At 38.8% G+C, this 19,198-nt stretch carries 18 protein-coding genes; 5 read left to right on the top strand and 13 right to left on the bottom strand.

Features of this window, described 5'->3' with window-relative positions; genetic code table 11:
- The first annotated feature begins 6 nt into the window (after nucleotides 1-6).
- Together IGL32_RS06725 and IGL32_RS06730 are read left to right on the top strand one after the other, a co-directional pair.
- Nucleotides 7-561: an NADPH-dependent FMN reductase gene (locus IGL32_RS06725; protein WP_002357432.1), complete on the top strand. Its 555-nt coding sequence runs from the start codon at nucleotides 7-9 to the stop codon at nucleotides 559-561.
- A 117-nt stretch (nucleotides 562-678) separates the two neighbouring features.
- On the top strand, nucleotides 679-1,434 hold the full coding sequence (locus IGL32_RS06730) for a MerR family transcriptional regulator (RefSeq protein ID WP_002357431.1): 756 nt from the start codon (nucleotides 679-681) through the stop codon (nucleotides 1,432-1,434).
- A gap of 74 nt (nucleotides 1,435-1,508) precedes the next feature.
- Here IGL32_RS06730 and ffh read toward each other — a convergent pair whose 3' ends face one another.
- The 3 genes from ffh to IGL32_RS06745 form a co-directional block, all read right to left on the bottom strand.
- A complete protein-coding gene (gene ffh / locus IGL32_RS06735; RefSeq protein WP_002361897.1) occupies nucleotides 1,509-2,927 on the bottom strand; it encodes a signal recognition particle protein in 1,419 nt (472 codons plus the stop codon).
- Nucleotides 2,928-2,931: 4 nt separating this feature from the next.
- Complete coding sequence (locus tag IGL32_RS06740) at nucleotides 2,932-3,270, bottom strand: putative DNA-binding protein (protein ID WP_002357429.1); 339 nt, start codon at nucleotides 3,268-3,270, stop codon at nucleotides 2,932-2,934.
- 83 nt (nucleotides 3,271-3,353) lie between these two features.
- Nucleotides 3,354-3,818 carry a DUF523 domain-containing protein gene (locus tag IGL32_RS06745; protein WP_002369322.1) on the bottom strand — a complete coding sequence of 155 codons (465 nt, stop codon included), beginning with the start codon at nucleotides 3,816-3,818 and terminating at the stop codon, nucleotides 3,354-3,356.
- A gap of 162 nt (nucleotides 3,819-3,980) precedes the next feature.
- On the opposite strand from IGL32_RS06745, the gene IGL32_RS06750 reads away from it, so the two are divergent.
- Both IGL32_RS06750 and pnpS read left to right on the top strand, forming a co-directional pair.
- On the top strand, nucleotides 3,981-4,691 hold the full coding sequence (locus tag IGL32_RS06750) for a response regulator transcription factor (RefSeq protein WP_002357427.1): 711 nt from the start codon (nucleotides 3,981-3,983) through the stop codon (nucleotides 4,689-4,691).
- Nucleotides 4,688-6,463: a two-component system histidine kinase PnpS gene (pnpS, locus tag IGL32_RS06755; RefSeq protein WP_002390658.1), complete on the top strand. Its 1,776-nt coding sequence runs from the start codon at nucleotides 4,688-4,690 to the stop codon at nucleotides 6,461-6,463. The genes IGL32_RS06750 and pnpS overlap by 4 nt, the downstream gene beginning before the upstream one ends.
- 41 nt (nucleotides 6,464-6,504) lie before the next feature.
- On the opposite strand, the gene IGL32_RS06760 is transcribed toward pnpS, so the two are convergent.
- From IGL32_RS06760 to IGL32_RS06775, 4 genes are all read right to left on the bottom strand, one after another.
- Nucleotides 6,505-7,395: a phosphate ABC transporter substrate-binding protein PstS family protein gene (locus tag IGL32_RS06760; RefSeq protein ID WP_002357425.1), complete on the bottom strand. Its 891-nt coding sequence runs from the start codon at nucleotides 7,393-7,395 to the stop codon at nucleotides 6,505-6,507.
- Nucleotides 7,396-7,505: 110 nt separating this feature from the next.
- Complete coding sequence (locus tag IGL32_RS06765; RefSeq protein ID WP_002365726.1) at nucleotides 7,506-8,684, bottom strand: pyridoxal phosphate-dependent aminotransferase; 1,179 nt, start codon at nucleotides 8,682-8,684, stop codon at nucleotides 7,506-7,508.
- 161 nt (nucleotides 8,685-8,845) lie between these two features.
- A complete protein-coding gene (locus tag IGL32_RS06770) occupies nucleotides 8,846-11,536 on the bottom strand; it encodes an alpha-mannosidase (protein WP_002386853.1) in 2,691 nt (896 codons plus the stop codon).
- A gap of 11 nt (nucleotides 11,537-11,547) precedes the next feature.
- Nucleotides 11,548-12,837, bottom strand: coding sequence for a glycoside hydrolase family 125 protein (locus tag IGL32_RS06775; RefSeq protein WP_002357422.1), 1,290 nt, complete (start codon nucleotides 12,835-12,837; stop codon nucleotides 11,548-11,550).
- A gap of 156 nt (nucleotides 12,838-12,993) precedes the next feature.
- On the opposite strand from IGL32_RS06775, the gene IGL32_RS06780 reads away from it, so the two are divergent.
- The gene (locus tag IGL32_RS06780) at nucleotides 12,994-14,040 is read left to right on the top strand and encodes a GntR family transcriptional regulator (RefSeq protein ID WP_002360181.1); all 1,047 of its coding nucleotides are present in this window, start codon (nucleotides 12,994-12,996) and stop codon (nucleotides 14,038-14,040) included.
- A gap of 188 nt (nucleotides 14,041-14,228) precedes the next feature.
- Here the strand turns inward: IGL32_RS06780 and IGL32_RS06785 are convergent, their stop codons facing one another.
- From IGL32_RS06785 to IGL32_RS06810, 6 genes are all read right to left on the bottom strand, one after another.
- The gene (locus IGL32_RS06785; protein WP_002361904.1) at nucleotides 14,229-15,158 is read right to left on the bottom strand and encodes a LysR family transcriptional regulator; all 930 of its coding nucleotides are present in this window, start codon (nucleotides 15,156-15,158) and stop codon (nucleotides 14,229-14,231) included.
- Between the two features lie 18 nt (nucleotides 15,159-15,176).
- On the bottom strand, nucleotides 15,177-15,890 hold the full coding sequence (locus IGL32_RS06790) for a carbonic anhydrase (RefSeq protein WP_002394492.1): 714 nt from the start codon (nucleotides 15,888-15,890) through the stop codon (nucleotides 15,177-15,179).
- A gap of 182 nt (nucleotides 15,891-16,072) precedes the next feature.
- Entirely contained in the window at nucleotides 16,073-16,705 is a 633-nt protein-coding gene (pyrE, locus tag IGL32_RS06795; protein WP_002357418.1) for an orotate phosphoribosyltransferase, read from the bottom strand.
- Between the two features lies 1 nt (nucleotide 16,706).
- On the bottom strand, nucleotides 16,707-17,420 hold the full coding sequence (pyrF, locus tag IGL32_RS06800; protein WP_002379492.1) for an orotidine-5'-phosphate decarboxylase: 714 nt from the start codon (nucleotides 17,418-17,420) through the stop codon (nucleotides 16,707-16,709).
- Nucleotides 17,410-18,348, bottom strand: a complete 939-nt coding sequence (locus IGL32_RS06805; protein ID WP_002379493.1) for a dihydroorotate dehydrogenase — start codon at nucleotides 18,346-18,348, stop codon at nucleotides 17,410-17,412. Before IGL32_RS06805 ends, pyrF begins: the two co-directional genes overlap by 11 nt.
- On the bottom strand, nucleotides 18,345-19,136 hold the full coding sequence (locus tag IGL32_RS06810; RefSeq protein WP_156210024.1) for a dihydroorotate dehydrogenase electron transfer subunit: 792 nt from the start codon (nucleotides 19,134-19,136) through the stop codon (nucleotides 18,345-18,347). The genes IGL32_RS06805 and IGL32_RS06810 overlap by 4 nt, the downstream gene beginning before the upstream one ends.
- Between the last annotated feature and the right edge of the window lie 62 nt (nucleotides 19,137-19,198).

Consider the following 19,198-nt stretch of genomic DNA (forward strand, 5'->3'; position numbering starts at 1 on the left):
ATTTACATGACAAAAAAAATTGGTATTTTTGTAGGGAGTTTAAGAAAAGATTCATTTAACAAATTGGTAGCAAAAACAATGGCGGACTTATTTCCAGCTGATTTCGAACCTGTTTTCATTAACATAGGTGATTTAGAATTATACAATCAAGATTTGGATGATGAAGGAACCCCCACCGAAGCTTGGACAACATTCCGTGAAGAAGTTAAACAAGTAGATGGCGTAATGTTTGTAACACCAGAATATAACCGTTCAGTACCAGCTGTTTTAAAAAATGCATTGGATGTCGGTTCACGTCCGTATGGCGAAAGCGTTTGGGATAAAAAACCAGGACTTGTGGTGAGTGTTTCACCAGGTGCAATTAGCGGATTTGGTGCGAACCATCATTTAAGACAATCATTAGTCTTCTTAAATGTTCCAACTTTACAACAACCTGAAGCCTATATTGGCGGTATTACGAACTTAATTGGTGAAGATGGTAAAATTATTGATGGCACTGTTGGCTTCTTACAATCAATTGTAGATGCTTACGTGGATTTCTTTAATCGCTTAACTGCCTAATTGAATCAATCGAGAAAAAGTGAGGCAACTTTTTACAGGTTGTCTCACTTTTTTTATTTTTTTGCTTGACCCTCTCGTTACGTAAAGGTTTATGATAGATTTTGTCAGGAGGAATGAATGATGGAATATACAATTAAAAAAATGGCTTCACTATCTGGCGTCAGTGCACGGACGTTACGATATTATGATGAAATTGGTCTTCTTCAACCAGCCAGAATTAATTCTTCTGGTTATCGAATTTACGGGCAAGCCGAGGTGAATCGTTTGCAACAAATTCTTTTTTACCGTGAATTGGATCTGAAACTAGATGAAATTAAAGAAATTTTGGAGCAACCTGACTTTAATGTTGAACAGGCTTTATACGAGCATCAACAAAAACTATTGGAAAAGCGCAATGAAATTGATCGTCTTTTAGCCTCTGTTCAACAAACCTTACACCATTACAAAGGAGAGATAAACATGTCAGATCAGCAAAAATTCGAAGCATTCAAACAACAAAAAGTTCAAGAAAACGAAGAAAAATATGGTAAAGAGATTCGGGAAAAATATGGCAACGAAACGATTGAACAAGCCAACAAAAAATATTTAAACTTGACGGAAAAAGACATGCAAGCAATGCAGAACGTGGAAAAAGATTTATTTTCTAAGTTAGCCATGTATCAAAAATCACCCAAGTTGACTAGCCAACTTGCGCAAGAAATTTTCCAATTACACAAAGATTGGTTAATGTACTCTTGGTCAAGCTATTCGCCAGAAGCACACAAAGGGTTAGGCCTTATGTATGTTGGCGATGAACGATTTACGTCATATTATGAACAACACGGCGCTGGTTTTGCCGAAGCGTTAAACGCAATTATCCAAAACTACGCTTAAACAGAAAGTGCGCCATCAGTCGAAGAGACTGATGACGCACTTTCTGTTTCTTCCAATAATTAACTAAAGCCTGTTTATCTTTTTTTCTTTTTCTTCTTTTTGTTTTTCTTCATCATACGATTCATGGCCATTTTACCTAGCTTGCCTTTAACGCCGCCACCTAACATTTGATCCATACCAGGAATGTTCATATCCCCTTTGGACATTTGTTGCATCATTTTTTTGGATTCTTTAAATTGTTTAATCATACGATTGACTTCAACCACACTATTTCCTGAACCAGCTGCAATTCTGCGGCGGCGACTAGGATTTAATAGATCAGGATTTTCACGTTCTGCAGGGGTCATTGATAAGACCATCGCCCGTTTCCGTGCCACATCTTTTGGATCGACTTTGACATTTTCAATACCAGGCATGTTACTCATTCCAGGGATCATTTTTAATAAGTCTTCAATCGGTCCCATGCCCATAACTTGATCCAATTGCTCAATGAAATCGTTAAAGTCAAAACTGTTTTCTTTCATTTTTTGAGCAAGTTCTTCTGCTTTTTTCTCATCGTAATCTTGTTGCGCTTTTTCAATTAGCGTCAACATGTCCCCCATACCTAGGATACGACTCGACATACGATCGGGATGGAAAATTTCTAAATCGGTTAATTTTTCACCAGAACCGACAAATTTAATCGGAGCACCCGTTACTGCCCGAATTGACAGCGCAGCCCCCCCACGAGTATCGCCATCCATTTTGGTAATAACAACCCCAGTAATTCCAAGCTGTTCATTAAAACTATCTGCAACGTTGACAGCATCTTGCCCCGTCATCGCATCAACAACTAACAGAATTTCATTGGGATCAGCCAACTCTTTAATTTGTTTCAATTCGTCCATTAAAGCTTCGTCAATGTGTAAACGGCCGGCCGTATCAATTAAGACATAATCATTTTTCTTTTCTTTTGCTAATGCTAACCCTTGACGAACAATTTCCACTGGATTAGCATCTGTTCCCATATCAAAAACGGGAACTTCTAATTGTTGACCTAAAACCTTCAACTGATCAATCGCTGCTGGACGATAAACGTCACCAGCGATTAAAAGCGGACGAGCGTTTTCAGTTTTCATTAAGTGTTTTGCTAATTTACCAGTAAAAGTTGTTTTACCAGCCCCTTGTAACCCTGTCATCATAATCACTGTCGGGATTTTTGGAGATTTATTCAGTTCAACCGTTTCTGAACCTAACGTTTTCGTTAATTCTTCATCAACAATTTTTACAATTTGTTGGGCTGGTGATAAGCTTTCTAATACTTCGACTCCTACTGCCCGTTCTCTGACACGTTTTGTGAAATCTTTGACCACTTGTAAATTAACGTCGGCTTCTAATAAAGCCAAACGGATTTCTCGCATCATTTCTTTTACGTCGGCTTCGGAAACTTTTCCCTTACGACGGATTTTACTCATTGCCTGCTGTAGGCGGTTTGTTAAACTCTCAAAAGCCATAGTTTCATTCCTCTATTTCTTGAATTTGTTCAATATATTTTTTGATTTCACTATCTTTGGGATAAGTTTCTTGAACATACTGCTGTAGTTGTTCAAGATATTCTTTCCGTACAACATAGTTTGAATAAAGATGTAACTTTTTTTCGTATTCTTCTAAAATTTTTTCGGTTCGTTTAATGTTATCATAAACCGCTTGGCGACTAACCTCATATTCTTCCGCAATTTCTCCTAAAGAAAAGTCATCAGCATAGTAAAGCTCCATATAATTCATCTGCTTTTCCGTTAATAATGTCGAATAAAATTCAAATAACGCATTCATGCGGTTTGTTTTTTCCATTTCCATGAGCCGTGCTCCCATCTTCAATCCCTTATAGGTTACCGATTTCATAGGGAATAGTCAATCTTTTTTTACTAAGTTTTTACCTTTTAAAAAGAAATGTCCGCAAGTTGCCATGTTTCTTCAGAATAAACGGTCATTCCTTGTTGAATAAAATAAGCAGTTGCGACTCCAACTCCAGCTTTTTTAATGCCAGAAAATTGTCCATCATAAATCAGCTGGCTGCCACAGCTGGGACTTTTTTCTTTCAAAATCAAGGTTGTAATTTGTAGGGCTTTTAATTTTTGATACGCGCGTTGTGCCCCTGCTTTAAATGTCTCAGTCACATCTTCCCCGTTATCCGTATATACATAAGCAGTATTCGCCCAAACATCAAAGCCATCCCCGCCAATGATTTCTGCTGGCGGACGTGGAATAGGCAACTCCCCTAAAACTTCGGGACAAATCATTATTGCTTTTCCATTAGTTACAAGTTGTTTTAACGCTTCTTGTTCTTGAGATTTTCCATCGTAACGGCAACAAATCCCACCTAAGCAACTACTAATACCAATCATTCGCTTCTCCTCATTTCATTTCTCTATTATACCATGAGTTGACTTTTCTCAAAAGTAGCATTCTCGCTTACTTTAAAGTACGTTCTTCCTCTAAAAATATGTTAAACTAACAATAGTGAAATATACACTTATTTTCAGAAATTTCTTGAAGGAGTTATGTAAATGAAAAAAGTTCTTGTCGTCGATGATGAACCATCGATTTTAACTTTGTTAACCTTTAATTTGGAAAAAGAAGGCTATCAGGTGACTACTTCCGAAGATGGTAAAAACGGCTTCGAATTAGCTTTGTCTAATCAATATGATTTTATAATTTTAGATGTAATGCTTCCTGGTATGGATGGCTTAGAAATTACCAAAGCACTTCGTCGAGAAAAAATTGACACGCCTATTTTGATTTTAACTGCCAAAGATGAACAAGTAGATAAAATCATCGGCTTAGAAATTGGGGCAGATGATTATTTAACAAAACCTTTTAGTCCCAGAGAAGTCCTAGCACGCATGAAAGCTATTTTCCGTCGTTTAAAACCTACCACGACCGAAACGCTTCAAGAGGACACACCTAAAGCTCCGCTTGTGATTGGCGAGATTCGTGTGGATGAACAAAATTATGAAGTCTTTGTGCGCAATCAGCCCATTGAGCTAACACCGAAAGAATTTGAATTACTCGTTTACTTCATGAAACGCAAAGATCGGGTCATTAATCGGGAAACCTTGTTGGAACGAATTTGGCAATATGACTTCGCTGGACAAAGTCGCATCGTCGATGTCCACATTAGTCATTTACGTGATAAAATCGAGCCCGATCCCAAACGGCCCGTTTACTTAGTAACTGTCCGTGGCTTTGGCTACCGTTTTCAGGAGCCAAAACGATGAAAAAGAGACTGCGGATTGAATATTTTTTAGTTGCGGCAGTCATGCTTTTATTATTTGTCGGGAGTATTGCAGCGACCAATTTTTTCTTTCAAAAAGAAATGGTTGCTCAGCAAGAAACCTATTTAAGAAGAAAAAATACCCTTTTAACAGACCAGTTGCCCCCTTCCGTTTTCGAAAAAGGGCAACTGACAAACCAACAACAACTCCTTGTCACCCATGCGTTAGATGATGCAGAAGAACGGGTAACTTTGTTGCAAAAAAATGGTACCGTCTTTTTTGACAGCAGCCAAAATGAACCGCTAGAGTCGCACAAAAAACGACCTGAAATCGCTGCGGTTCTATCAGGAGCTACCTATGGTTCAGCTTTACGAAAGAGTAAAACGTTAAATAAAGAACTTCTGTACGTTGCCACGCCTGTTTTAAAATCAGGAGAAATCGTTGGCATTATTCGGATTTCGGAACAAACCGCGCTATTTTCTAAAAATATTCAATCTTTTCGTCGCTATATTATCTTTACATTTGGCATCTTGTTCCTACTAATTACCTTGTTTATCTTTTTATTGTTACGGCAAAAAAATCAACCGCTAGTGACTGTCTTACCGATTCTGAAACGAATGCTTAAACATCCAGATGAAAATCGATCCATTATCCAGCAATCTTCTGAATGGAATGAACTTTACGAAACTATTAACCTACTGAGTCAACAAGTAAGTCAAACGTATAAAGCGTATACGTCTGCGGATGAGCAATTTCACGAACTTTTAGATGAGTTGATGATTGGTGTCTTTATCATTGATACGCAAGGACGGCTTCGTCTGTTGAACCCTAAAATGCAGGAAATGTTAGGACTCTCTGCTAAAAATATGCAAAGCAATTATCTCGAAGTGATTCAAGACGCCGATTTGATTCATTTAATCCATCAAGTCGTCGCTGAAAAAAACAGTTTACATCAAGAAATCACTGTGACACAAGGACCAACACCTTTACGATTAGATCTTTCTCTTCGTTACTTGGATGATCAAAGCGCCAATGATTATCAAGTGTTAGGAATTGCCTATGATTTAACGCGCGTTCGCCAACTAGAAAAAATGCAAAAAGATTTTGTATCAAACGTGTCTCATGAATTAAAAACGCCTGTCACTTCTCTTTTGGGCTTTACCGAGACACTCATAGACGGTGCCAAAGAAGATCCGGAAGTCCTTAATCAATTTTTGCACATCATGCAAAAAGATGCCCAGCGTCTGCAACAATTAATTCAAGAAATTTTAGAACTTTCTCGGGGCAGCGCGACAATTCCTTATGCAGAACAAGAAATTACTTTAGAAAAATTTATTACAGAAATTCTCGGTTCTTATCAGCAACAATTGGCAGCAAAACAGCTGAAAACAGTCGTTCATGGTCTGCCAGAGAGCCAGTTTTTCACCAAATACGAATTGTTTTATCCAATCGTGAAGAATCTAATTGAAAATGCCATTCAGTATTCCCAAGAAAATGGTCAGATTACTATTTCTTATGCTATAGAAAATCAGCAATTACGTTTATCTGTTCAAGATACTGGCATTGGCATTAGTCAAAAAGACCAAGAACGGATCTTTGAACGGTTCTATCGTGTCGATAAAGCACGTAGCCGTCATTCTGGTGGCACCGGTCTAGGTCTAGCTATTGTCCAAAATTACACAGAATTATTAGGCGGTAAAATCGCCATTGATAGTCACTTAGGCTTAGGGACCACTTTTACAATCACCTTGCCTTTAACAAAAAAAGAAGCCTAAAAAAACTCAGCCAATCCTGTTTATTGGCTGAGTTTTTTTGTTTATTTTTCAGTTACTTTTCCATTTACATCACGTTCTACTTGCATGTCTGTGATGGCTAAATAACCTAAGTCTTTGACAATTGTTTTTTGAACATCATCGGTGACCATATAGTCTAAGAAGGCTTTTACTTCTTTATTAGGCTCCCCTTTTGTATACATATGTTCATAAGACCAGATTTTCCATGAATTGTCTTTCACGTGCTCTTCTTTTGGTTCAACACCATCAATGCTTAAGGCAACAGTGGAATCATCCATATAAGAAAAAGCTAAATAGCTGATTGCTCCTGGTGTTTGTTCAACAATTTTACGAACTGTTCCCGAAGAATCTTGTTCTTGTGATTGAACTGGTTTAGCTCCATCTAAGCCCCATTTTTCAAATGTTGCTCGGGTGCCACTTCCGTTTGCGCGGTTTATTACGACGATTTCTTGATCTTTGCCGCCCACTTCTTTCCAGTTTTTGACTTTGCCAGTAAAGACATCAATCAATTGTTGCTTCGTTAAATTCTTCACGCCGACTTCTTTGTTGACCACTGGTCCCATACCGACCACGGCCACCCGATGATCGACTAATTTAGAGGCATCCACGCCATCTTTCTCTTCGGCAAACACATCGGAATTTCCAATGGTCACTGCGCCATCTGCAACTTGCGAAAGTCCTGTTCCGCTGCCGCCACCTTGGACAGAAACTGTATAATTAGGATGTTCTTGTGTAAATTGATCTTTCGCAGCATCTACTAACGGTTGTAAAGCGGTGGAACCAACAGCGACAATTTTAACTGGTTTGTTACTATCCGCTTCGCTGGATTTTTCAGTTGTGCCTCCTTGAGCTCCGCACCCAGTTAATAATAACCCTAGACTCAGCATAGTTGCTGCAATTACACGTTTTTTCATCTTTGCACTTCCTTTTCAATTAGTTACAAGTTTAGTCTACCAAGACTCTGTTAATTCTGTTTCAATTAAATGTAAATAAAAGGTAAAGGTGTGTAAAGAATCTATAAAGGCTAGTGCGTTACGCGTTGTGTCGCCATGTAATGTGCAATTCGTTCCATGGCCGTTGTTAATTTATCCATATCGGACGCATAACTAATTCGGACGTATCCTTCTGCTTCTGGGCCAAAAGAAATACCTGGAATCAACGCTACTGCTTCTTTTTGCGCTAAATCAATACAAAATTTCATAGAATCTTGTTCATAACCAGTAGGAATCTTAGCAAAAATATAAAAGGCCCCATTTGGACGCGCAACCTCAAACCCCAATTGAGTCATCTGTTCATAAACAAAATCGCGCCGTTTCCGATACTCTTCTTTCATAATTTCAGCATCATGCATTCCTTCGATTAGGGCACGAACAGCCGCTTTTTGAGACACAGTTGCAGCCGCAGTAACTAAATACTGATGAACTTTAATGATCTCCGCTGTTAAAATCGCTGGTGCAAAAATAAAGCCAATCCGCCAGCCTGTCATGGCATGTGATTTCGACAAACCGTTAATTAAAATCGTTTGGTCACGTAACATTTCAGCAATCGAAACATGACTCTCATCATAAGTTAACTCACTATAAATTTCATCACTAATCACAAAAATGTCGTATTTTTTTAGAACATCAGCAATTGCTTGCAACTCTTGGCGGTTATAGGTGACACCAGTTGGGTTGCTAGGATAATTTAAAATAATTGCTTTGACTTGTTCCCCATGCTCGGCCATTGCCGCTTCAATCATTTCAGGGGTCAAGACAAAATCGTTGTCTCGTGTATCCAAATATACCGGTTCCGCCCCCGCCAATGTAATAATTGGTTCATACCCTGGGTAAATAGGTGCTGGCAATAGCACTTTGTCACCTTGTTCTAAAATTGCTAATAACGAAGCTGAAATCGCTTCTGTTGCTCCAACTGTTACTAAAATTTCTGTCGCAGGCTGGTAAGTCAAATGGTACTTTTCTTTCATAAAATAAGCGGCTGCTTCACGGACATCTAATAAACCAGACATCCCTGTATAATGAGAAAAATTCGCATCAATTGCTTCTTTGGCTGCTTTTTTGACATGCTCAGGTGTGTTAAAATCCGGCTCTCCTAGCGTTAATTTTAAAATACCTTCAATTCCTGAGACTTGTTCGTCAAATTGACGAATTAAAGAAACAGCAATTTTATTTACTTGACGATTAAAACGATTGGTTAAATCCATTTAGCTTCACTCCTTCAGTTGACGTTATAGTAGCACAAATTGACCGTAAAATGAATGATTTTCTCATTGTTTCGCTAGATTTTTATTATAAATATCTCAAAAAAACGACAGAAAAGAAAATAGGAGAACTTTGTCCTTTTCAACAAAGTTCTCCTATTTATTTATTTTTCGAAACGCCATGTCCGAATTTCAAACGGACGTAATGGTGCATCAACTTCTATCGCTGGTGTCAACGGTTCTTCTAATACATTTGTTAAACAAGTCGCTGGTTGTGTCTCTTTGTGAAGTTCACAAGGAATATTTTGCGCTGTTAGATTAAAGCCACGAACGACTAAATGATTTGTTTGCTCTTGACGTTTAACGGCTGTCCAACCAATTGGTCCTTCTGCCGTTGTCAAGTAGACATGGTTCGGTGCTAGTTTACCTTCATGACGCGCAGTAGTAGCTGCAGTAAAAGGAATTTGTGCACTATAGGCTTGTTGATACGTAGCAAAGCGTTCTTCTGGTTTTCCATGCAATGACAAACCATATTTAAAGGTATATTCTCCTTGGCATTGTGCTTCTGGTGTCGCAAAATAGCCCCAATCACCTAGTTCGCCAACACAACGAATTAATGTGACCGCAATGGTTCCATCTGCTAAGACTTCATACTCATTTAAGCCTTCATTGAAGATAGTCACGCCTTTGTTTTGGTCATGAACATTCACAAACGCTTGTTGGTGCTGCGGGTTTGTTGGATTTTCCCATGTGTCGCTTACTTGATTTGGTCGTGTCACGACTTCATAAATACTATCCGCTTCGTGTGTTTCTGTGACCATGCCAGTTGGGAAAAGCACGCGTAAACGATGATCTTTGATTTGATTATTAATGGTTGTTTCAAAGAACAATTGGTTACTTTCTTTGATCATTGTAACCACTGTCGTTATTTCGAACGGGCGAAGCGTCGTTGAACGTTGTGCAAGGCGTTCTCTAAACTCACGAACAGCCTTTTGTTCTTCTTCTAATCGTTCATCTGCCGCAACTGGTAACATGACGGTTTGTTTAATTTGATAACTTGCTTTTACAGGGGAATTTTCTTTATTCGTGATTTCAGCCGTTACATTTTCGGTTGTAATTCCTTGGTCTTCGGTCGGTTTGAAAAAGATATATTCATTCCCAATGTCGCCAGTATCTTCAAATGTTAACAATTTTGAAAATGTTTCTCCTGTTTTTTTGTCAGCAATGGTTAAGCTACCATTGTTTTCAATTTTCACTTGAATAAATTCGTTTTCCATTTCATTTGTTGCTGGTTGAGCCAAAAGACTTCCTTCAAAAGCTTTCGTTTCTCCTTGAATCAATGCAAAGCTATCCCAAGAGAATGGCGCCATTTCTTTGACAGATAATTCGACCGTTAAGTATTTGGCCATGTACGGTTGACGGAAAGCATCTTTAGGTAAATCGTAACCAAAACGAACATCTTCTTTGACAATACGGCTTGCAACGGCTTTTCCAGTTGGATCAATCACTTGATAATCTGGGGTGGCTTTTTGTTTTAATTCATGATAAAGATCTTCAGGTTTTCCTGTATAAAATGGCAATCGTTCAATCTCCACTTCCACAGTGACAACCTCCGTTTTCTGATAGCCACTAGTATTAAATAAAACAAACGGGTGCGCTTTTTCTGGGAAAACACTTGTATCAATTGCTTCTGTTAATTGTCGTGTTGCTTCATCTGCTAAGAAATGCCCGACATCATTGGCATTTTCAAAGCGAGTCATCATGCCTCGGTGAACCTCGTCGACAGAACAGCCACAAATACTATCGTGCGGATGGTTTTGAAGCAATGTTTTCCAAGCATAATCAAATTGGTCATGTGGGTAGTCGCCAGTTACTTCGTAAGCCATTGCTGCTAAAGGTTCTGCGATATTTTCTAATTGGCGTTGGACTTTTGTGTTCCACTGTTTTAAATAGACGCGAGCAGAAGAAGTATTGGCTAATGTGTACCAGCCATCCGTTTCTTGACTCGTTAATTCACCTGTTACTGTTCCTAAATCTTCTGGTAACTCCTCTTGAACAGCTTTCAAATAGTCATCGAAATTGGAATGAATAAATTCATATTCTGGGAATAGTTCATTGGCTAAAGCGATGGCCTTAGTAATATCTCTTTGTACCGGTTGGTGGTCGACCCCATTCATCATCAATAAATGGTTTGTGGAAGCGTAACGTTCCACATCAGCCAATTTTTGTTTCCAAAAAGCGATTGCCGCTTCTTTTTCTGAAGGAATTTCGTTCCCGTTACTATACCAGTTCGCAAAAAGCAAGCCGAAAATTTTGGTTTGGTCCGGACCTTCCCACCACATTTCAGAATATTGTGAGCTATAGTCGCTTTCTAAGACTTGATTATCAAAGCCAATCGGTTTCACCCCACGTCCAAAGGCAGCCGCAGGCAGATTTGCTAATTGCATCATTTGAGGCGTTTGACCCATGTTACCAAATGTATCCGGGAAGTAACCTAATTGAACTGGTGCTCCCCATTTTTGACTTTCTAAATGCCCAATCAGCATGTTTCGAACATTGGATTCAGAGCTAATTAAAAAGTCATCTTGTAAAATATAAAATGGTCCGATTTTTAGTTTGCCTGCTTGGACAGCTTTTTTTACAGCTTCTTTTTTCTCTGGGCGAACTTGTAAATAGTCGTCTAAGATAATCGTTTGTCCATCTAAATGGAAACTGTTAAACTCTGGATCATTTTCAATTAAATCTAATACATTATCCACTAATTCAATTAAGCGCATATGATGTTCTTCATAAGGAAGATACCATTCACGATCCCAATGACTATGGGAAACAATATAGACTTTTTTCTTTGTCATCACTTTTCCTCCTATTTTTCCACTCGGATGTCAAAATAATCCATAACTAATTCACAAAACATCATATTAGCCCATGAAAACCATTCTCTTGTATAATTTTCAGGATTATCTACGTCAAAACCTTCATGCATCAAATGAGTCCCCGCATCTGTGGCAACTAATAAATCTAAAATTCGTTCTTTTTCTGCTTTATCTTTGGTTGTCATTCCTTCCATTGCTAAAGCAATCGGCCACACGTAATTTTCTGGTGTATGCGAGCTACCAATCCCTTTCGCGTATTTGCCTTCATAGAAGTAAGGATTTTCTTTACTTAATAAGGTTTGACGCGTTGTTAAATATTGTTCATCCTCTGTTGAACAATAACCCAGATAAGGGGCTGCTACTAAATTGGGAACATTACTGTCATCCATCACGCTTGCATTGCCTAAGCCATCCACTTCATACGCATAAATCGTTTCGTTATTTTGATTTTTTGTTCGTCCAAATGTTTGGATGCCTTCTTCAATCTCTTCTTGTAATTTTTTAGCAATCGCCACAATCGTAGCATCTTCTAAAACATCAGAGAAAATTTCTTGAATATAGCCTAAAATTACGACTGCAAACATGTTAGAAGGAACTAAGTAACCATATTGGCAGGCATCATCACTAGGACGGAAGCCTGACCATGTCATCCCTGTTTTGCCAACTGGTGTTCCTTTCCCTGCTTCAACCAACGTATCTTCTTGACGCCACGTATCTCGTTCAAATAAATAAGGTGACTGTGCGTGATCTTGTTCTGTTGTGAAAACGTTGAGAATTTTTTTGACGCCTTCCACAAAATCTGAATTAAATTGTTCGGTCATCCCAGTATTTTTATAAAGTAAATAGGCTAATTGGACCGGGTAACATAATGAATCAATTTCATATTTCCGTTCCCAAATCCAGCCATTCATTTCGGTCTTATCAGTTTGATGGCCTGCATGATTATCTGTTTCATTAAACGCATTGGCATAAGGATCAATGCAAATATAACGAAACTGGCGCTTAACCAACCCAGCAATCATTTGAGCAAGGTCTTCGTCTTCTTTCGCAATCACTAAATAGGGACGAACTTGCGCTGTTGAGTCTCTCAACCACATTGCTGGAATATCGCCTGTTAATAAAAAGGTAGTACCATCTTCTTGACGTTTCACTGTTGTTAGTAAAGTATTGGCAAAGGCCGCCTGAAAGTTTTTTGCCCAATCTTGATGTGCTTCACCGCATTTTTCTGTAATTGTCTCCATAAATGTTGCTACGGATTTTGGAACTTCTGTATAAACCATTCTCGTCACCTCTTAAATTTGATATATCATTTCACAATTGAATTATAGCGTTTACATTTCACTTTGTCTAGTGATTTCGATCATTTTTTTCATTTTAAAACCAATTAATTTATGGTAAACTATAAATAAGATATATCTTATTGTGAGGTGAAATGAATGAAGCAACCATTATATCAACAAATTATTGATTATTTACAAAATGAAATTGATTCAGGGCGATTGCCTGTTGGAGCGCAAGTGCCTACCGAAAAAGAATTATCGGCTCAGTTTAACGTCAGTAGAATTACGTCCAAACGAGCGCTAACTGAGTTGGAAACGCAAGGCGTAATCCAACGTCACCAAGGAAAAGGAAGTTTTGTTCAAGCACCAAAGCATCCTCTTCATACCTCTTTAAATAAAGTTCTTTTTTTATTGCCTTTTGCAGACGATTTATCAGTAGGAAATTTCTATAGCGGTTTGGCCCCTACTATTCAAGCAGCTGGTTTAGAAGTCTTTATGACCTCGCCTAATTTTTTGAGAGAGAAAAATGCTGCGGACATTGTGAATGAGTTTGCCGGGCTTGTCTATTATGCTGCTACTAGTAATGACTACCTCGACTTATTGTTTGAGTTGGCTTTGATGAATTTTCCAGTCGTTGTCTTGGATAAAAAGATCCATGATTTACCTTTTGCAACCATTCAATCAGACAACTTTGCTGGTGGTAAAACAGCAACCGAACGCTTAATTGGCTTAGGACATACAAAAATTGGATATATCCTTTCAGGAAGTCCGGCCCTACAATCCGTTCGGCAACGTTATTTAGGTTATCTCCAAGCTTTAAAAGAAGCCAATCTGGCGTTCCATACAGCAATCACGGAAACCAATCTCTTAGATGAACACAACTTTAAACAGTATTTTGAGGCGCACCAACTCACAGCCGTGGTCTGCGATAATGACTTCAGCGCGTTACATTGTTTACGAAACTGTAAAAACCTAGGTATTCATGTGCCAGAAGAATTATCGATTATTGGTTTTGACGATATTCAAGCAGCAGCATTTGTCGAACCGCCATTAACAACCATGGCGCAAGACTTTAAAGAAATGGGAAAACTAGCTGGTGAAGTGTTATTACAAACGATGCAACAAGACATTCAAATCATAGAAGACATTCAAGTACCTGTCACATTAATTGAAAGAGAAACCATTTCTACTGTTTCAAAATGAGCCAAAAAAGAAGAGCGTGGGACAAAAATCACTTTGGATTTTGGCTCCACGCTCAAAAACTAATAAACGGCGGGAACAGAAGCAACTCCTTCGGAAATAAGCCGAAATTCTCCAAAAATTAAAGAACAATTTTCGGAAATTCCTTCTTATTTCTCGGAGTTAAACACTTCTGTCCCGACCTCTTCTTTTTATTCCTTAGTGCTAAACGTTTTGGTATCTACCTCTTTTTTAAACAACGCTTTTAGTTCTTTGATAAAGTAGCGACCAATCGGACTGATTTCCCGATTTTTGGGAAAGAGTAAACAAATACGATTTTCCAAAGCTGGCGCCAATGGCACTAACCGAATTTCTTTCTTCGTAAAACCCGTTACGACACCTGAACCAGAAGCATAAGCATTGGTTTCTACCAACAAATTCATCAAGGTTCCACGATCCGTAGTATGAATGACCGATTCCTGTTCAGGAATTTCAACTAAATCTTCAGAAAAATAGGAAAAATTGCTTCCTTCTTGATTAAAGCGAACTTGTGGATAGGGAACTAATTCCTCTAAATGAATTTCTTTTTGCTTGGCTAAAGGATGATGATTTCCTAAAAAAATGTGTGTATTAAAAGTACTAATTACCTCGTAGGCTAGATTAGCTTGTTCTAAATACCGTTCAATACTGACACTATTTTGTTCATTTAAATAAATAATCCCCAATTCACTGTGAAATCCTTTGACGTCTTCAATTACTTTTAAGGTTGTGGTTTCAAAGACACGAAAATCTTTATATTGATCCCCATACTTTTTAAGAACTTTGGCAATTACCTCACCTAAAAAATCGTAATGTTGTGAAGAGATGGAGAATCGTTCGCTGGTCACTGTCTCGCGATAGCGATTTTCCAATAACTCCATTTGAACTAAGACTTTCTCTGCTTGTTCTAAAAAAACCATTCCTTCTTCTGTTAAAAAAGCGCCCTTATTGGTACGTAAAAAGAGGGAAATTCCTAGTTCTTCTTCTAATTCCCGAATACTATTTGACAAGCTAGGTTGTGTAATAAATAGTTTTTTGGCTGCTTCCCGAAAACTCCCATTGTTAGCTATGGCAGCAACATACTTCATTTGTTGAATATTCAACACTTTTTCCTCCACACACTAATCATTTGAAAAATAAATCTTACGCCCATTCAACGGCTGAAGGGGCCGATTGTTAAAGGCCAACATACCTTCCTTGATCTTATTTAAAAAAGCTTGATCCATTTTTTGAATGGTATCAAATACAAACCATTTCACTGGACCCTTAGTTGGCGGTGTTGTTAACGAGCCTACATAATGGTAGTGTAGACGCTCCTCTGGTAAAAAGATTGACGGATTAAACCATTGTTGGTGCGTGCCGTTTTCCCAGTCCATCGGATGATTCGCTTCTGAAAAACGATTTTCTTCCTCTGTGATGGTAAACAGGCAACCGACAACTAAATTTTCGCCAGCATCATTCATATGAACCAAATGGAATTCTAGCGGATACTGCTTTCCCGACAGCAAATGTTCGCTAGGCATATGAAAATGGATATCGGTTAAATGATACGCAACATTTTCAAACATTACGTAACTTTCCGTATTTGGTGGTACAAAATGAAACGTATTTTTGAATTCCTTTTCAGTGAATTCTTCTTTTTTATAATGAAACGTAATCTGAGAATTTATTGTCTCAGCACTTTCTTTTTCTAAAGCAATTGGCGATTGATAAGCAAACTTAGCACCTTCTGCAAACCAGTCACATAGCGTATGCCAATGTTCTGGTCCATCGTTGCCTGTATAGCTCCATTCAACGTCCATATTTTTTATTTTTTTCATACACTCTTCCTTCATTTCCACATAGTAATCAGGTAAAACTCATGTTAAAACTCTATCCTAACATCTTTTCTACGTCAAACAAAAGAACTTAGATCATTACGCGCCTCGGCAAATGACCTAAGTTCTCCTACCGTTAAATCTGGTTACTGAAAATGATACTAAAAATCAGACGACAAGAACCATCTTTAGTTCAACGGTTATTTGCCCCAGTTTTCAGGATCTTTTTTCCATTCTTGTAATAAGGTAACATCTTTTTCTTCGATATAATTTGCTTCTAATGCAGCATCAATTAAAGTTGAATAATTGGTTAACGTTAGTAACGTCATCTGTTTATCTGCAAAATTTGCCGTTCCTTTGGGTAACTCATAAGTGAAGATTGCCGCAACGCCTAAAACCGTTGCTCCTTCACGTTCCGCCGCTTCTGCCGCTTCTAACACGCTACCGCCTGTTGAAATTAAATCCTCGATAACTACCATTTTTTGTCCTTCAGAAATTCGGCCTTCAATTTGATTCCCTTTGCCGTGATCTTTGGCTTTACTGCGGATATAAACCATTGGTAATCCTAAAATATCGGCTACCCATGCCGCATGTGGAATCCCTGCGGTAGCTGTCCCAGCAATCACTTCGACTTCTGGGAAAGTCTCTTTAATTTTTGCCGCTAAACCTTCTGCAATTTCTTTACGCACAGCAGGATAACTCATCGTGATACGGTTATCACAATAAATCGGGCTTTTTATGCCACTAGCCCAGGTAAACGGCTCATTAGGGTTTAAAAATACCGCTTCAATATCTAATAAATCTTTGGCAATCTTTTTTGCTACTTTTGTCATGTTACTTTCCGCTCCAGTCTTTTTTGATTTCTTGATAGGCTTCATAAGGATTTTCTGCTTGGGTAATAGGTCGGCCAACAACGATATATGTGGACCCGATTTCGCGAGCATGTTGCGGCGTTACGACCCGTTGTTGGTCACCTACTGCACTTCCTGCTGGACGAATACCAGGTGTTAAGCAAATAAACGTCTGCTTGGTTGCTTCTTGAATACCACGTGCTTCTAATGCTGAACAAACCACGCCATCCAGACCCGCTTTTTCCGCACATTTAGCATAATGAATGACACTTGTCTCTAAAGGAACGTTGATTAATTGATAATGGTGCATCTCTTCTTCACTAGTAGAAGTCAACTGGGTTACAGCAATTAACTCAGGAACCTTAGCGCCTGGCTGAGTCCCTTTGATTAGACCTTCCTTAGCTGATTGCATCATTCGAACGCCCCCTGCTGCATGGACATTGGTAATGGCAACGCCTAATTTTGCTAAATTTGTCATCGCTTTTTCCACAGTATTCGGAATATCATGTAATTTTAAATCCAAGAAAACATCGTGTCCTTGTTCTTTAAGCCAGCGAACAATCGCTGGTCCTTCTGCGTAAAAAAGTTCCATCCCCACTTTAACAAACAAGGCTTCTTCCTTAGGGAATTTTTCTAAAAAAACAGCCACTTCTTTTTGCGTGGGAAAATCTAACGCAATAATTGGTCTATCGTGCATTTTGCTGCCCCTCTCTCACTTCTTTAATTAATTGTTCCAACGATTCAATGCCTAACTCTTCCATTCGCTTAGGTAATCCGTCAATCAACTTCGGACAAATGTATGGATCTGTAAAGTTGGCCGTACCAACCCCGACAGCGCTAGCACCTGCCATGAACATTTCCAAGACATCGTCCACTGTTTGAACACCGCCCATTCCAATAATTGGCAACTGAGAAACACTGGCGACTTGTCGGATTAAGCGAATAGCAACAGGTTTAATGGCTGGGCCAGATAGTCCACCAGTTTGATTGGCTAAAATAGGTTTTCTCGTTTTTAAATCAATGCGCATCCCTAGCAATGTATTAATCATAGAAAAACCGTCTGCGCCCCCTGCTTCAATTGCTTGGGCGATCGGCACAATATCCGTTACGTTTGGTGATAGTTTAACATAAATCGGAACAGAGGCGACTTTTTTGACTGCTTGTGTTAATTGAAAAGCAACTTCTGGATCTGTACCAAAAGCTATGCCGCCATGTTTCACATTGGGACAGGAAATATTCAATTCAATTGCTTTGACGTTAGGCGCTTGCCCAATTTTTGCGCAAACAGCCACATAGTCCTCTTCGCAAGCACCTGCAACATTTGCGATAATCGGTAAGTTAGGGTATTTTTCTAATTTTGGTAATTTTTCTTGCATAACCACGTCTAAGCCTGGATTCTGCAATCCAATGGCATTTAGCATACCACTAGGTGTTTCAGCTACACGTGGCGTGGGATTTCCATATCGTGCTTGGGGCGTTGTTGCCTTAATCATAATTGAACCTAATTGATCAAGGTCATAATAGTTAGCATATTCTTCCCCGAACCCAAAGCAACCACTGGCGGGAATAATTGGATTTTTTAATGTTAAACCTGGAATTGAAACAGCTAAAGGATTTTTCATCATAAGATAACCTCACTTGCTTTAAAAATCGGACCTTCATCACAGACCTTGACACTTTTTGCTCCAGTAATGTCTCCTTTTTTATGGCAAACGCAGGCATAGCAAGCCCCAATTCCACAGGCCATCCGTTCTTCTAAAGAAAGGTAAACGTGTGGATGTGTTGGAAATAAAGAATCAATTGCTTTTAACATACCATTCGCACCGCAAGCATACACTGCATCAGGGATCCGTCCTTTTGCTAACGCTTCTGACAATAAACGGCCCACGTTGCCATGAGCGCCAAACGAGCCGTCATCTGTGGCAAAATGTGTTTCTCCTAATGCCATAAATTCTTGTTGGTAATAAGCAACCTCTTTTGATGCATAACCAAGAAAATGAATCACTTTCACGCCTTTTTCATTGAGTTGTTTTGATAATTCATACAATGGGGGAATCCCGATTCCTCCGCCAACGATAAAAGCAGTTTGACCAGCTGCTACGGTAGTTATATCAAAGCCGTTTCCTAAAGGACCTAAAATATCTAATTGTTCACCAGCCTTCATGGTGGCAAACACTTCCGTTCCAGCGCCTTCGACTCGATAAATCAAACGACAGGTTTCATTCGAATGATCAATTTGGTTGATGCTAATCGGTCGCCGCAAAAGTAAATCTGCACGCGGAACCTTGATATGCACAAACTGTCCAGGTCGTGTCATCTCTTTCACTAACTCGCCTTGTAAGTCTAACTGATAAATCCGTGGCGCTAACTGTTTTTGAGCTACAATGGTCATCATTTCTTGCTTTCTCTGCATCAGTATCCTTCACTCCTTTATTCTCTGATTCCCCTATAAATGATTTTCTATTTCTTCGTAAA

The sequence above is a fragment of the Enterococcus sp. AZ035 genome (assembly GCF_050548325.1).
GTDB lineage: Bacteria > Bacillota > Bacilli > Lactobacillales > Enterococcaceae > Enterococcus > Enterococcus faecalis.